General features: G+C 32.7%; 10 protein-coding genes. All 10 read left to right on the forward strand.

Annotated elements, in window-relative coordinates:
* Nucleotides 1-1,026 carry a tRNA preQ1(34) S-adenosylmethionine ribosyltransferase-isomerase QueA gene (gene queA, locus IDG66_RS08885; RefSeq protein ID WP_001019178.1) on the forward strand — a complete coding sequence of 342 codons (1,026 nt, stop codon included), beginning with the start codon at nucleotides 1-3 and terminating at the stop codon, nucleotides 1,024-1,026.
* Nucleotides 1,027-1,048: 22 nt separating this feature from the next.
* The gene (tgt, locus tag IDG66_RS08890) at nucleotides 1,049-2,188 is read left to right on the forward strand and encodes a tRNA guanosine(34) transglycosylase Tgt (RefSeq protein WP_001112045.1); all 1,140 of its coding nucleotides are present in this window, start codon (nucleotides 1,049-1,051) and stop codon (nucleotides 2,186-2,188) included.
* A gap of 18 nt (nucleotides 2,189-2,206) precedes the next feature.
* Entirely contained in the window at nucleotides 2,207-2,467 is a 261-nt protein-coding gene (gene yajC, locus IDG66_RS08895) for a preprotein translocase subunit YajC (protein ID WP_206172188.1), read from the forward strand.
* 274 nt (nucleotides 2,468-2,741) lie between these two features.
* Nucleotides 2,742-5,021, forward strand: a complete 2,280-nt coding sequence (gene secDF / locus IDG66_RS08900) for a protein translocase subunit SecDF (RefSeq protein WP_000749795.1) — start codon at nucleotides 2,742-2,744, stop codon at nucleotides 5,019-5,021.
* A 202-nt stretch (nucleotides 5,022-5,223) separates the two neighbouring features.
* Nucleotides 5,224-7,497 (forward strand): single-stranded-DNA-specific exonuclease RecJ, encoded by a 2,274-nt coding sequence (gene recJ, locus IDG66_RS08905; protein ID WP_000594997.1) that lies wholly within the window; start codon nucleotides 5,224-5,226, stop codon nucleotides 7,495-7,497.
* A 21-nt stretch (nucleotides 7,498-7,518) separates the two neighbouring features.
* Entirely contained in the window at nucleotides 7,519-8,037 is a 519-nt protein-coding gene (locus tag IDG66_RS08910; RefSeq protein ID WP_000364542.1) for an adenine phosphoribosyltransferase, read from the forward strand.
* Between the two features lie 427 nt (nucleotides 8,038-8,464).
* Nucleotides 8,465-10,654 (forward strand): RelA/SpoT family protein, encoded by a 2,190-nt coding sequence (locus IDG66_RS08915; protein ID WP_001058587.1) that lies wholly within the window; start codon nucleotides 8,465-8,467, stop codon nucleotides 10,652-10,654.
* A gap of 11 nt (nucleotides 10,655-10,665) precedes the next feature.
* Nucleotides 10,666-11,118: a D-aminoacyl-tRNA deacylase gene (dtd, locus tag IDG66_RS08920; RefSeq protein ID WP_000869983.1), complete on the forward strand. Its 453-nt coding sequence runs from the start codon at nucleotides 10,666-10,668 to the stop codon at nucleotides 11,116-11,118.
* Nucleotides 11,115-11,990 carry an N-acetylmuramoyl-L-alanine amidase gene (locus IDG66_RS08925; protein ID WP_000717800.1) on the forward strand — a complete coding sequence of 292 codons (876 nt, stop codon included), beginning with the start codon at nucleotides 11,115-11,117 and terminating at the stop codon, nucleotides 11,988-11,990. Before dtd ends, IDG66_RS08925 begins: the two co-directional genes overlap by 4 nt.
* Nucleotides 11,991-12,450: 460 nt before the next feature.
* Complete coding sequence (hisS, locus tag IDG66_RS08930; protein WP_000590826.1) at nucleotides 12,451-13,713, forward strand: histidine--tRNA ligase; 1,263 nt, start codon at nucleotides 12,451-12,453, stop codon at nucleotides 13,711-13,713.
* Nucleotides 13,714-13,723: the final 10 nt, after the last annotated feature.

Here is a 13,723-nt window from a genome sequence, read left to right on the forward strand (position 1 = left end):
GTGAATATTGAAGAATTTGACTATGACTTACCAGAATCATTAATTGCTCAAACGCCTTTAAAAGATCGTGATCATAGTCGTTTATTAGTCATGGATAGAGAAACTGGTGAAATGAAACATTTACATTTCAAAGATATCATTGAGTATTTTAGACCTGGTGATACATTAGTGCTTAACGATACGCGAGTAATGCCAGCTAGACTTTTTGGTTTAAAAGAAGAAACTGGTGCAAAAGTTGAAATGTTAATGTTAACTCAAATTGAAGGTAATGATTGGGAAGTCTTACTGAAACCAGCTAAGCGTATTAAAGTTGGTAATAAATTGAATTTTGGTAATGGCAAAATTATAGCTGAGTGCATAAAAGAAATGGATCAAGGTGGACGCATCATGCGTTTACATTATGAAGGTATTTTACAAGAAAGATTAGATGAATTAGGGGAAATGCCACTGCCACCATACATCAAAGAACGTTTAGATGATCCAGATCGTTATCAAACAGTTTACGCTAAAGAAAGTGGTTCAGCGGCAGCACCAACAGCAGGATTACATTTTACTGATGAGTTATTAACTGAAATTAAAAATAAAGGCGTTAATATCGCATTTGTTACATTACATGTTGGGTTAGGTACGTTTAGACCGGTGAGCGTCGATGATGTGAATGACCACGAAATGCATAGTGAATATTATCAAATGACACAAGAAACAGCTGATTTATTAAATGATACTAAGTCCAAAGGACATCGCATTATATCAGTTGGTACAACTTCAACACGTACACTTGAAACAATTCGACGCGATCATGATAAATTTGTTGAAACGAGTGGCTGGACTAATATATTTATTTATCCAGGATTTGATTTTAAAGCAATTGATGGCCAGATTACTAATTTTCATTTACCAAAATCAACATTAGTTATGCTAGTATCAGCGTTTAGTACTCGTGAAAATGTTCTGAATGCTTATAAAACAGCAGTAAATTTAGAATATAGATTCTTTAGTTTTGGCGATGCAATGTTAATTATATAAAAAGAATGTGAGGATTTTGAATATGCCTGCAGTAACATACGAACACATTAAAACTTGTAAACAATCAGGTGCGCGTTTAGGTATCGTGCACACACCACACGGTTCATTTGAAACACCTATGTTTATGCCAGTTGGTACTAAAGCAACCGTTAAAACAATGAGTCCAGAAGAGTTAAGACAAATTGAAGCAAAAATCATTTTGGGCAACACATATCATTTGTGGTTACAACCCGGAAATGATATTATCAAACACGCTGGGGGATTACATAAATTCATGAATTGGGATGGTCCGATTCTTACAGATTCAGGCGGTTTCCAAGTGTTTAGTTTAAGTAATTTACGTAAAATTACAGAAGAAGGCGTGGAATTTAGACATCATACTAATGGGTCTAAATTATTTTTGAGTCCTGAGAAATCAATGCAAATTCAAAATGATTTAGGATCTGATATTATGATGGCATTTGATGAATGTCCACCGATGCCTGCTGAATATGATTATGTAAAAAAATCTATTGAACGTACAACACGTTGGGCGAAAAGATGTCTAGATGCACACCAAAGACCTGAAGATCAAGCATTGTTCGGCATTATACAAGGTGGCGAATATGAAGATTTAAGAGAACAAAGTGCAAAGGATTTAGTAGAATTAGATTTTCCTGGTTATGCAATCGGCGGTTTGTCAGTTGGTGAACCTAAACCGGTTATGTATAAAATGGTTGAACATACAGAGCAGTTTATGCCTAAAGATAAACCAAGATATTTAATGGGTGTAGGATCTCCAGATGCGTTAATCGAATGTAGTATTCGCGGCATGGATATGTTTGATTGTGTCTTACCGACACGTATTGCCAGAAATGGTACTTGTATGACATCGCAAGGTCGTTTAGTTATTAAAAATGCAAAATTTGCAGATGATTTAAGACCGTTAGATGAGAATTGTGACTGTTATACATGTCAAAACTATTCAAGAGCGTATATACGTCATTTAATCAAGGCAGAGGAAACTTTTGGTATTCGTCTTACTACTATTCATAATTTACATTTTCTGCTAAAATTAATGGAAGATATAAGACAAGCCATTCGAGAAGATCGTCTTTTAGATTTCAAAGAAGAATTCTTCGAGCAATATGGATTAAATGTTGAGAACCCAAAAAACTTTTAAGCAAGAGGAGCGTATAAAATGCAATTTTCATTACTAATATATATAGTCGTAATTTTTGCGGTTATGTATTTCTTGATGATCAGACCACAACAAAAACGTGCGAAACAGCATCGTGAGTTGATTAATAACATTCAATTTGGTCAAAGAATTACAACTATTGGTGGTATTAAAGGTACTGTTAAAGCAGTAGATGAAACAACTGTTGTTATTACAGTTAATGGTCATGGTACTGAATTAACTTTCGAAAAACCTGCTATTAAACAAGTTGACCCTTCATAATGAGAAGTGGTATTAAAAAGGATGAAACGAATAGCGTTTCATCCTTTTTAAGTTATAAGTAGTATGTAGAATAGCTTGTTTTTATTCCAAAAAAAGAAATTGTGATACATAATAATTGTTAAATTTAAATTAAATATATCTATGACTATTTTTACTCCCTGCTCTAGTATGTTAATATGTATAAGGCTAATAAATTTTGTAAGAAAGATTTAACTTGCGTTATAAAATAGTATTCAAGTATTCTAAATACATACGTAAATAATGAGGTGTTCATGTGAAGAAAAGTAGTAGAATAATTGCGTTCTTGCTTTTAGTCGTATTGTTGTTTGCCGGAATGGCTGCAACTTATAAAAGTGTTATAAAGAATGTCAATTTAGGACTTGATTTGCAAGGTGGATTTGAGGTGCTTTATCAAGTCGATCCTTTAAATAAAGGCGACAAAATAGATAAAAAAGCCTTACAATCAACAGCGCAAACATTAGAAAATCGTGTTAACGTTTTAGGTGTTTCGGAACCTAAAATTCAAGTTGAAGAACCTAATAGAATTAGAGTACAACTTGCTGGTGTAACAGACCAGAATGAAGCACGTAAAATTTTATCTTCTCAAGCTAATTTAACAATTCGCGATGCAGAAGATAAAGTAAAATTAAGCGGTTCTGATATTAAACAGGGATCTGCCAAACAAGAATTTAAACAGGAAACAAACCAGCCTACAGTTACTTTTAAAGTAAAAGACAAAAACAAATTTAAAAAAGTAACGGAAGAAATCTCTAAGAAACGTGATAATGTCATGGTTGTTTGGTTAGATTTCAAAAAAGGTGACAGCTATAAAAAAGAAGCACAAAAGAAAAACCCTAAATTTATTTCTGCAGCAAGTGTTGATCAACCAATCAATTCTGATAGCGTAGAAATCTCGGGTGGATTTAAAGGACAAGAAGGCGTTAAAAAAGCAAAACAAATCGCCGAATTGTTAAATGCAGGTTCTTTACCAGTTGACTTGAAAGAAATTTATTCAAACTCAGTAGGTGCCCAATTTGGTCAAGATGCATTAGATAAAACTGTGTTTGCATCGTTTATTGGTGTAGCATTAATTTATTTATTCATGCTTGGATTCTACCGATTACCTGGTTTAGTAGCGATTATTGCATTGACAACTTATATCTATCTAACGTTAGTAGCATTTAATTTCATTTCCGGGGTTCTAACTTTACCAGGATTAGCGGCGTTGGTATTAGGTGTAGGTATGGCTGTAGATGCCAATATTATCATGTATGAGCGTATTAAGGATGAACTTCGAATAGGTAGAACGATAAAGCAAGCCTTTTCTAAAGCAAACAAAAGTTCATTCCTAACAATTTTTGATTCTAACTTAACAACAGTTATCGCCGCAGCAGTATTATTCTTCTTCGGTGAAAGTTCAGTTAAAGGTTTCGCGACAATGTTATTATTAGGTATTCTAATGATCTTTGTTACAGCCGTGTTCTTATCAAGATTCTTATTATCATTACTTGTTTCATCAAATATATTCAAAAATCAATTTTGGTTATTTGGTGTTAAAAAGAATAAACGACATGATATTAATGAAGGTGTAGATGTTCATGACCTTAAAACTTCATTCGAGAAATGGAATTTTGTTAAATTAGCTAAGCCATTAATTGGAGTAAGTATTTTAATTGTAGTTGTCGGTTTAGTTATTCTTTATATCTTCAAGTTAAACTTAGGAATTGATTTCTCAAGTGGTACACGCGTAGATTTCCAATCTAAACAAGCAATTACTCAACAAAAGGTAGAGCAAGTTGTAAAAGATAGTGGACTTAAAGCGGATCAAATTCAGATCAATGGTAAAGACAATAAAGTAGCAACTGTTCAATTTAAAGACGATTTAACGCGTGCTCAAGATAATAAATTGAGTGATAATATTAAATCGAAATTCGGTGACACACCTCAAATTAATACTGTATCACCAATTATTGGACAGGAATTAGCAAAAAATGCAATGCTTGCATTAATCTATGCATCGATAGGTATCATCATCTATGTATCATTACGATTTGAATGGCGAATGGGTCTTTCATCTGTATTGGCATTATTACATGATGTATTCATTATAGTAGCGATTTTCAGTTTATTTAGAATTGAAGTAGATTTAACATTTATCGCCGCTGTATTAACAATTGTCGGTTATTCAATTAATGATACAATCGTAACGTTTGACCGTGTACGTGAAAACTTACAAAAGGTTAAAGTGATTACGACAACAGAACAAATTGATGATATCGTTAATAGATCAATTAGACAGACAATGACACGTTCAATTAATACAGTATTAACAGTTATTGTAGTAGTAGTTGCTATACTATTCTTCGGTGCTCCTACGATATTCAACTTTACTTTAGCATTATTTATCGGATTGATTTCTGGTGTATTCTCTTCAATCTTCATTGCCGTTCCGCTATGGGGAATAATGAAAAAACGTCAGCTGAAAAAATCGCCGAAACACAAATTAGTTGTATATAAAGAAAAGAAATCGAACGATGAAAAGATTTTAGTTTAAAATGAATTAAGCGGTATGTGAAACAATAAAGAGTTCACATACCGCTTTTTACTTTATTTAAATTTAACAAAATATATATAAATAAGTTCCCGCATTCATTTTTAAAAAATGGTATAATTAAAGTCTTGATTATTTAGATAAGTGCTTTTTATTTAAAGTAATTTTAGATATAATGTCTTTTGGAAATGAGGCGTAAATATATATGATTAAACCGAAGTATAAGTGGAAATTAACTAAACCAGCTGAATACATAAGTGATGAATTAACATCAAAATTAAAGTTAACGCCAATCGTAAAAAAAATATTAGAAAGTAAATCGATTATTGATGAACAAGCAATAGAATCCATCATTTCAGATACAGATATCAATCATGATGCATTGCAATTGAGCGATATGACTAAGACTATTGAAAGAATTAAAAGAGCGATAGCGAATGATGAGAAAATCCTAGTTTATGGTGATTACGATGCTGACGGTGTTACCTCAACTACAATTTTAGTGACAACATTACAACTTTTAGGTGCACAAGTAGGATGGCATATTCCTAACCGCTTTACCGAAGGATATGGACCAAACGAACTAGCATTTAGAAATGCTCATGATGAAGGCATAACATTAATCATAACTGTTGATAATGGCATACAAGGTCATAATGAAATTAAAATGGTTCAAGATTTAGGAGTTGATGTCATTGTAACTGATCATCATGAAATTGGTAGTACATTACCAGAAGCATATGCAATCGTACATCCAATGCATCCATCGTTTAATTATCCGTTCCAACAATTGTGTGGTGCAGGTGTTGCATACAAATTAGCACAAGCATTGATTGAAAATGTACCTGATTATTTTAAAGCAATAGTTGCGATAGGTACCATTGCGGATTTAGTATCCTTAACTGATGAAAATCGATCATTAGTGAAACAAGGATTAAAAGTCTTAAATGATCAATGTCCGACCTCTGTTAAAGCATTGCTAAAAGAAGCGGGATACAATGACAATATTGATGAAGAAACAATTGGTTTTATTATTGGACCTAGACTTAATGCTGTAGGTCGTTTAGATGACGCATCATTAGCTTGCGAATTGTTGATGACTGACGACGAAGAAGAAGCTGCATTTTTAGCAGAACAAGTTGAACATTTTAACCGTGAAAGAAAAGATATTGTAGCAACTATCACAGAAGAAGCAATGGCTATGGCAGAAACGAAAGTTAAAAAGGGAGATTTATTTTTACTTTTAGCAAAAGAAAATTGGCATGAAGGTGTCTTAGGTATTGTTGCTTCGAAAATTGTCGAAACATTTGCTTTGCCAACATTAATTTTAAATATTGATAGGGAGCAAAATCATGCAAAAGGTTCCGCCAGATCAATTGATCAAGTGTCGATGTTTGAAATACTATCAGCACATCAAGAGTTAATCGCTAAATTTGGCGGCCATCATATGGCTGCAGGTATGACGATGGATATTGAAAATATAGAATCGTTAGCTGAAGGTTTAAATAAATGGATGAAAGAATTATCTAAAACAACTTCGTTAGATCCCGTAAAGCAAGTAGATGTATTATTAACAGAAAATGATATAACGATTAAAAATATTCGTGATATGAATCGTTTAAGACCCTTCGGAACAGATTTTTCTAGACCTATTTTTGAAATGGATGATTTATCAGTTTCTTCAGTTAAGGCGATAGGTCAACAAAAAAATCATCTAAAATTGACACTTGGTGAAAGTAATATCGCCGCGCTATTTTGGCAAAATGGACACTTAGAACCTGAGTTACAAGATGAACAGCCAATTAATATATTAGGATCTGTTCAAATCAACGAATGGAATGGTAATCAATCACCGCAAATAATTATTCAAGATATTGCGATGAATGAACAGCAAATATTAGATTATAGAAGTAAGCGAAAAAGTTTACCTTTTACAGAAAATGATGAAAATATTGTCGTGCTTATTCATCCTAAAAGTGATAAAGTAAATGCGAATGAATATTATTATGGTGAAGAAATTAAACAACAAACTGATAAAGTAGTATTAAGAGATTTACCAACGTCAATGGAAGACTTGTCTAATTCCTTGCAACAACTGCAATTTTCTCAACTTTATATAGTTTTGCAACATAATCATTCGATTTACTTCGATGGTATACCTAATATGGATATTTTTAAAAAGTGTTATAAAGCATTAATAACTAAACAAGAAACAAATATCCAGAAAGAGGGTATGTTATTGTGTCAACATTTAAGTGTGAAACCAGATACACTTAAATTCATGTTGAAAGTTTTCTTAGACTTAAAATTTGTAACACAAGAAGATGGTTTAATTCGAATCAATCAACAACCTGATAAAAGATCGATTGATTCCAGCAAAGTATATCAATTAAGACAACAACGTATGGATGTTGAAAAGCAATTATTATATCAAGATTTTTCAGAAATAAAAAATTGGATAAAGTCACAATTGTCGTGAGCAATTTAGGAGGAAATATTAATGGATTTAAAGCAATACGTATCAGAAGTTCAAGATTGGCCGAAACCAGGTGTTAGTTTCAAGGATATTACTACAATTATGGATAATGGTGAAGCATATGGCTATGCAACAGATAAAATTGTAGAATACGCAAAAGACAGAGATGTTGATATCGTTGTAGGACCTGAAGCGCGTGGCTTTATCATTGGCTGTCCTGTAGCTTATTCAATGGGGATTGGCTTTGCACCTGTTAGAAAAGAAGGGAAATTACCTCGTGAAGTCATTCGTTATGAGTATGACCTAGAATATGGTACAAATGTTTTAACAATGCACAAAGATGCAATTAAACCAGGTCAACGTGTGTTAATTACAGATGATTTATTAGCTACTGGTGGTACGATTGAAGCAGCAATAAAATTAGTTGAAAAATTAGGCGGTATCGTAGTAGGTATTGCATTTATAATTGAATTGAAATATTTAAATGGTATTGAAAAAATTAAAGATTACGATGTTATGAGTTTAATCTCATACGACGAATAATAAATAATATAATTTTATCAAATGAAATCCTTCATCAAATGTATAAGAACCAATGACTTAATTAAAAAAGTTGTTTAAGTTTTCTTAACATGAGATGTTAGGATTTTTTATTTACTGAAAATGTTAGATGATTGAGCATTATACCTTAATAACATCGTTTATTTATTTCATAAATTGTAGTATCATAGAACTAATATTTAAAAAATGAAACAGTAGATTTAGGTCGAATTTTTGTAAAAGTTTTAAAAGTAGGAATAGTATACAAATTAAACTCGCTCAAGTAAAATTAATATTACGATTAATGACGACAGGATAAATATTTATCGTCGACGGACGTATGATTGGTGTGGGACAAATACTATTCAACAAGAGTACCTAAATCATTGTTTAAGGCGAAGTAATAAATATGAATGGGGTGTATCATATAATGAACAACGAATATCCATATAGTGCAGATGAAGTTCTTCACAAAGCAAAATCATATTTGTCAGCAGATGAATATGAGTATGTTTTAAAAAGCTATCATATTGCTTATGAAGCACATAAAGGTCAGTTCCGAAAAAACGGATTACCATACATTATGCATCCTATACAAGTTGCAGGTATTTTAACAGAAATGCGATTAGACGGACCGACGATTGTCGCAGGTTTTTTGCATGATGTAATTGAAGATACACCGTATACATTTGAAGATGTAAAAGAAATGTTCAATGAAGAAGTTGCTCGAATTGTTGATGGTGTGACGAAGCTTAAAAAAGTAAAATACCGCTCAAAAGAAGAACAACAAGCTGAAAATCATCGCAAGTTATTTATTGCGATTGCCAAAGATGTACGCGTAATTTTGGTGAAATTAGCAGACAGATTACATAATATGCGTACCTTGAAAGCCATGCCGCGTGAAAAACAAATTAGAATTTCTCGAGAAACATTAGAAATTTATGCACCTTTAGCACATCGTCTTGGTATTAATACAATTAAATGGGAACTAGAAGATACGGCTCTTCGTTATATTGATAATGTGCAATATTTTAGAATAGTCAATTTAATGAAGAAGAAACGTAGTGAACGTGAAGCGTATATCGAAACGGCTATTGATAGAATACGTACTGAAATGGACCGAATGAATATCGAAGGCGATATAAATGGTAGACCTAAACATATTTACAGTATTTATCGGAAAATGATGAAGCAGAAAAAACAATTTGATCAAATTTTTGATTTGTTGGCGATACGTGTTATTGTCAATTCTATTAATGATTGTTATGCGATACTTGGGTTGGTGCATACGTTATGGAAACCGATGCCAGGACGTTTTAAAGATTATATTGCAATGCCTAAACAAAATTTGTATCAGTCATTGCATACTACAGTAGTAGGTCCAAATGGAGACCCGCTCGAAATCCAAATACGAACGTTTGATATGCACGAAATTGCTGAGCATGGTGTTGCAGCACACTGGGCTTACAAAGAAGGTAAAAAAGTAAGTGAAAAAGATCAAACTTATCAAAATAAGTTAAATTGGTTAAAAGAATTAGCTGAAGCGGATCATACATCGTCTGACGCTCAAGAATTTATGGAAACCTTAAAATATGACTTACAGAGTGACAAAGTATACGCATTTACCCCAGCGAGTGATGTTATTGAGTTGCCATATGGTGCTGTGCCGATTGATTTTGCTTATGCGATTCACAGTGAAGTAGGTAATAAGATGATTGGTGCCAAGGTGAATGGCAAAATTGTACCAATTGACTATATTTTACAAACAGGCGATATTGTTGAAATACGTACTAGTAAACATTCATATGGACCAAGTCGTGATTGGTTGAAAATTGTTAAATCGTCTAGTGCCAAAGGTAAAATTAAAAGTTTCTTCAAAAAACAAGATCGTTCATCTAATATTGAAAAAGGCCGAATGATGGTTGAAGTTGAAATAAAAGAGCAAGGATTTAGAGTCGAAGATATTTTGACAGAGAAAAATATTCAGGTTGTTAATGAAAAATATAACTTTGCAAATGAAGATGATTTATTCGCAGCTGTAGGATTTGGCGGCGTGACATCCTTACAGATTGTTAATAAATTAACTGAAAGACAACGTATTTTAGATAAACAACGTGCTTTAAATGAAGCACAAGAAGTTACGAAATCATTGCCTATTAAAGACAACATCATTACTGATAGTGGTGTCTATGTAGAAGGTTTAGAAAATGTACTTATCAAGTTGTCAAAATGTTGTAATCCTATACCAGGTGATGATATTGTAGGTTATATCACCAAAGGTCACGGTATTAAAGTACATCGCACTGATTGCCCAAATATTAAGAACGAAACTGAACGACTAATTAATGTTGAATGGGTAAAATCAAAAGACGCAACTCAAAAATATCAGGTTGATTTAGAGGTAACTGCGTATGACCGAAATGGCTTGTTGAATGAAGTACTACAAGCTGTTAGCTCGACAGCCGGCAATTTAATTAAAGTTTCAGGACGTTCAGATATTGATAAAAATGCAATAATAAATATTAGTGTCATGGTGAAAAACGTGAATGATGTTTATCGTGTGGTAGAAAAGATCAAACAACTTGGTGATGTTTATACAGTAACAAGAGTTTGGAACTAGAGGTGCAAAATATGAAAGTAGTTGTACAAAGAGTTAAAGAAGCATCGGTGACGAATGATACATTAAATAATCAAATCAAAAAAGGATATTGTTTATTAGTCGGTATCGGTCAGAACTCTACAGAGCAAGATGCAGATGTAATTGCAAAGAAAATTGCTAATGCAAGATTATTTGAAGATGACAATAATAAATTAAACTTTAATATCCAACAAATGAATGGTGAAATACTATCAGTTTCACAATTTACTCTCTATGCAGATGTAAAAAAAGGTAACCGTCCAGGTTTCTCAAATTCTAAAAATCCTGATCAAGCGGTAAAAATTTATGAGTATTTTAATGATGCGCTACGAGCGTATGGTCTTACTGTGAAAACAGGTGAATTTGGAACACACATGAATGTTAGCATAAATAATGATGGTCCAGTCACTATTATTTATGAAAGTCAGGACGGCAAAATTCAATGAAAAAAATAGAGGCATGGTTATCTAAAAAGGGTCTTAAAAATAAACGTACTCTAATAGTAGTGATTGCCTTTGTCTTATTTATCATCTTTTTATTTTTATTGCTGAATAGCAATAGTGAAGATAGTGGGAACATCACGATAACTGAAAATGCTGAATTACGTACAGGTCCAAACGCTGCGTATCCAGTCATATATAAAGTTGAGAAAGGTGACCATTTTAAAAAGATTGGTAAAGTAGGTAAATGGATTGAAGTTGAAGATACATCCAGTAATGAAAAAGGTTGGATAGCTGGATGGCACACAAATTTAGATATTGTCGCGGATAATACGAAGGAGAAAAATCCTTTGCAAGGTAAAACAATAGTGCTTGATCCTGGTCATGGAGGTAGTGACCAGGGTGCTTCAAGCAATACTAAATATAAAAGTTTAGAAAAAGACTATACGTTGAAAACAGCAAAAGAATTGCAGCGTACTTTAGAAAAAGAAGGCGCAACTGTTAAGATGACAAGAACAGACGATACATATGTTTCACTAGAAAATCGTGATATCAAAGGCGATGCCTATTTGAGTATACATAATGATGCATTAGAATCATCTAATGCAAATGGAATGACAGTTTATTGGTATCATGATAATCAAAGAGCTTTAGCAGATACGTTAGACGCTACGATTCAGAAGAAAGGTCTACTTTCTAATCGCGGTTCAAGACAAGAAAATTATCAAGTGTTAAGACAAACAAAAGTTCCTGCTGTTTTATTAGAATTAGGTTATATTAGTAACCCAACTGATGAAACGATGATTAAAGATCAATTACATAGACAAATTTTAGAACAAGCAATTGTTGATGGCCTTAAAATTTATTTTTCTGCGTAGGGCTTGCAAAAATATGTGAAAGTAGTTATCATTGATATTGAATTTTATAACTAAAACCGTTAGTATTCTTGAAATGGTAAATGAAATAGGTAGCAATCTAACTAAGATTGTGTAGGAATATAATCCATAGACTGAAAGATTATGCTGAGTAGTTTATATACATTGAACACAAGAAGAGGTGCTTTATGAAAAGTAAAGCCGTTAAACGTACGTTAAACGTTTTGAGTGGGTTTATTTAATGCACGCTTATAAAAAGTAATGATGATTACAATTAGGCATGTTTTTTAAACCAATGAGGGTGGCAACACGGATATTCGTCCCTTGTGCAGTTTCAGGCTGTGCAAGGGCTTTTTCTTTTGCTTTTAAAATTATGATTTATCATGCAAAGTTAAGTGATCGTATATAGTTTTAGTTTTAAAAAGGTAATTAAATAAAATAGTTTGCCGAGGGAGATGTCAAAATGATTAAAATACCTAGAGGGACGCAGGATATTTTACCTGAAGATTCAAAGAAATGGCGTTACATTGAAAATCAATTAGATGAATTAATGACATTTTATAATTATAAAGAAATAAGAACACCAATTTTTGAAAGTACAGATCTTTTTGCAAGAGGTGTTGGTGATTCAACCGATGTCGTACAAAAAGAAATGTATACATTTAAAGATAAAGGCGATAGAAGTATTACATTAAGACCTGAGGGAACAGCTGCAGTTGTGCGTTCATATATTGAACATAAAATGCAAGGTAATCCAAACCAACCAATTAAACTTTATTACAATGGACCGATGTTTAGATATGAACGTAAGCAAAAAGGGCGCTATCGTCAATTTAATCAATTTGGTGTAGAAGCTATTGGTGCTGAAAATCCTAGCGTAGATGCAGAAGTATTAGCTATGGTTATGCATATTTATCAATCATTTGGATTAAAACATTTAAAGCTTGTTATTAATAGTGTAGGGGATATGGCGTCTCGAAAAGAATATAACGAAGCGTTAGTGAAACACTTTGAACCAGTAATTCATGAATTTTGTTCAGATTGTCAATCACGTTTGCATACAAATCCGATGCGAATTTTGGATTGTAAAGTTGACCGTGATAAAGAAGCGATTAAGACTGCACCTAGAATCACTGATTTCTTAAATGAGGAATCTAAGGCATATTATGAACAAGTAAAAGCTTATTTAGATGATTTAGGTATTCCATATATTGAAGATCCTAACTTAGTTCGTGGATTGGATTATTATACACATACAGCATTTGAATTAATGATGGATAACCCTAACTATGATGGTGCCATTACAACGCTTTGTGGTGGTGGCCGTTATAATGGTTTATTAGAATTGCTAGATGGTCCAAGTGAAACAGGTATTGGTTTTGCGCTAAGTATAGAACGATTATTGCTTGCACTTGAAGAAGAAGGTATCGAATTAGATATTGAAGAAAACTTAGATTTATTCATTGTTACAATGGGTGATCAAGCAGATCGATATGCTGTGAAGTTATTAAATCATTTGAGACATAATGGTATTAAAGCAGATAAAGACTACTTACAGCGTAAAATTAAAGGACAAATGAAACAAGCAGACCGTTTAGGTGCCAAGTTTACAATCGTTATTGGTGATCAAGAATTAGAAAATAATAAAATCGATGTTAAAAATATGACAACTGGTGAATCTGAAACAATTGAATTAGACGCATTAGTCGAATATTTTAAGAAGTAGAGAGGGCGTT

Origin of the sequence: Staphylococcus sp. EG-SA-18 (assembly GCF_017151825.1) — a bacterium.
Taxonomy (GTDB): domain Bacteria; phylum Bacillota; class Bacilli; order Staphylococcales; family Staphylococcaceae; genus Staphylococcus; species Staphylococcus aureus.

What these genes read in the sequence shown, in the direction of transcription:
- yajC (WP_206172188.1), top strand. Translation starts at nt 2,207, where the DNA reads ATGCAATTTTCATTACTAATATATATAGTCGTAATTTTTGCGGTTATG.
- dtd (WP_000869983.1), top strand. Translation starts at nt 10,666, where the DNA reads ATGAAAGTAGTTGTACAAAGAGTTAAAGAAGCATCGGTGACGAATGAT.
- recJ (WP_000594997.1), top strand. Translation starts at nt 5,224, where the DNA reads ATGATTAAACCGAAGTATAAGTGGAAATTAACTAAACCAGCTGAATAC.
- IDG66_RS08910 (WP_000364542.1), top strand. Translation starts at nt 7,519, where the DNA reads ATGGATTTAAAGCAATACGTATCAGAAGTTCAAGATTGGCCGAAACCA.
- IDG66_RS08925 (WP_000717800.1), top strand. Translation starts at nt 11,115, where the DNA reads ATGAAAAAAATAGAGGCATGGTTATCTAAAAAGGGTCTTAAAAATAAA.
- hisS (WP_000590826.1), top strand. Translation starts at nt 12,451, where the DNA reads ATGATTAAAATACCTAGAGGGACGCAGGATATTTTACCTGAAGATTCA.
- tgt (WP_001112045.1), top strand. Translation starts at nt 1,049, where the DNA reads ATGCCTGCAGTAACATACGAACACATTAAAACTTGTAAACAATCAGGT.
- IDG66_RS08915 (WP_001058587.1), top strand. Translation starts at nt 8,465, where the DNA reads ATGAACAACGAATATCCATATAGTGCAGATGAAGTTCTTCACAAAGCA.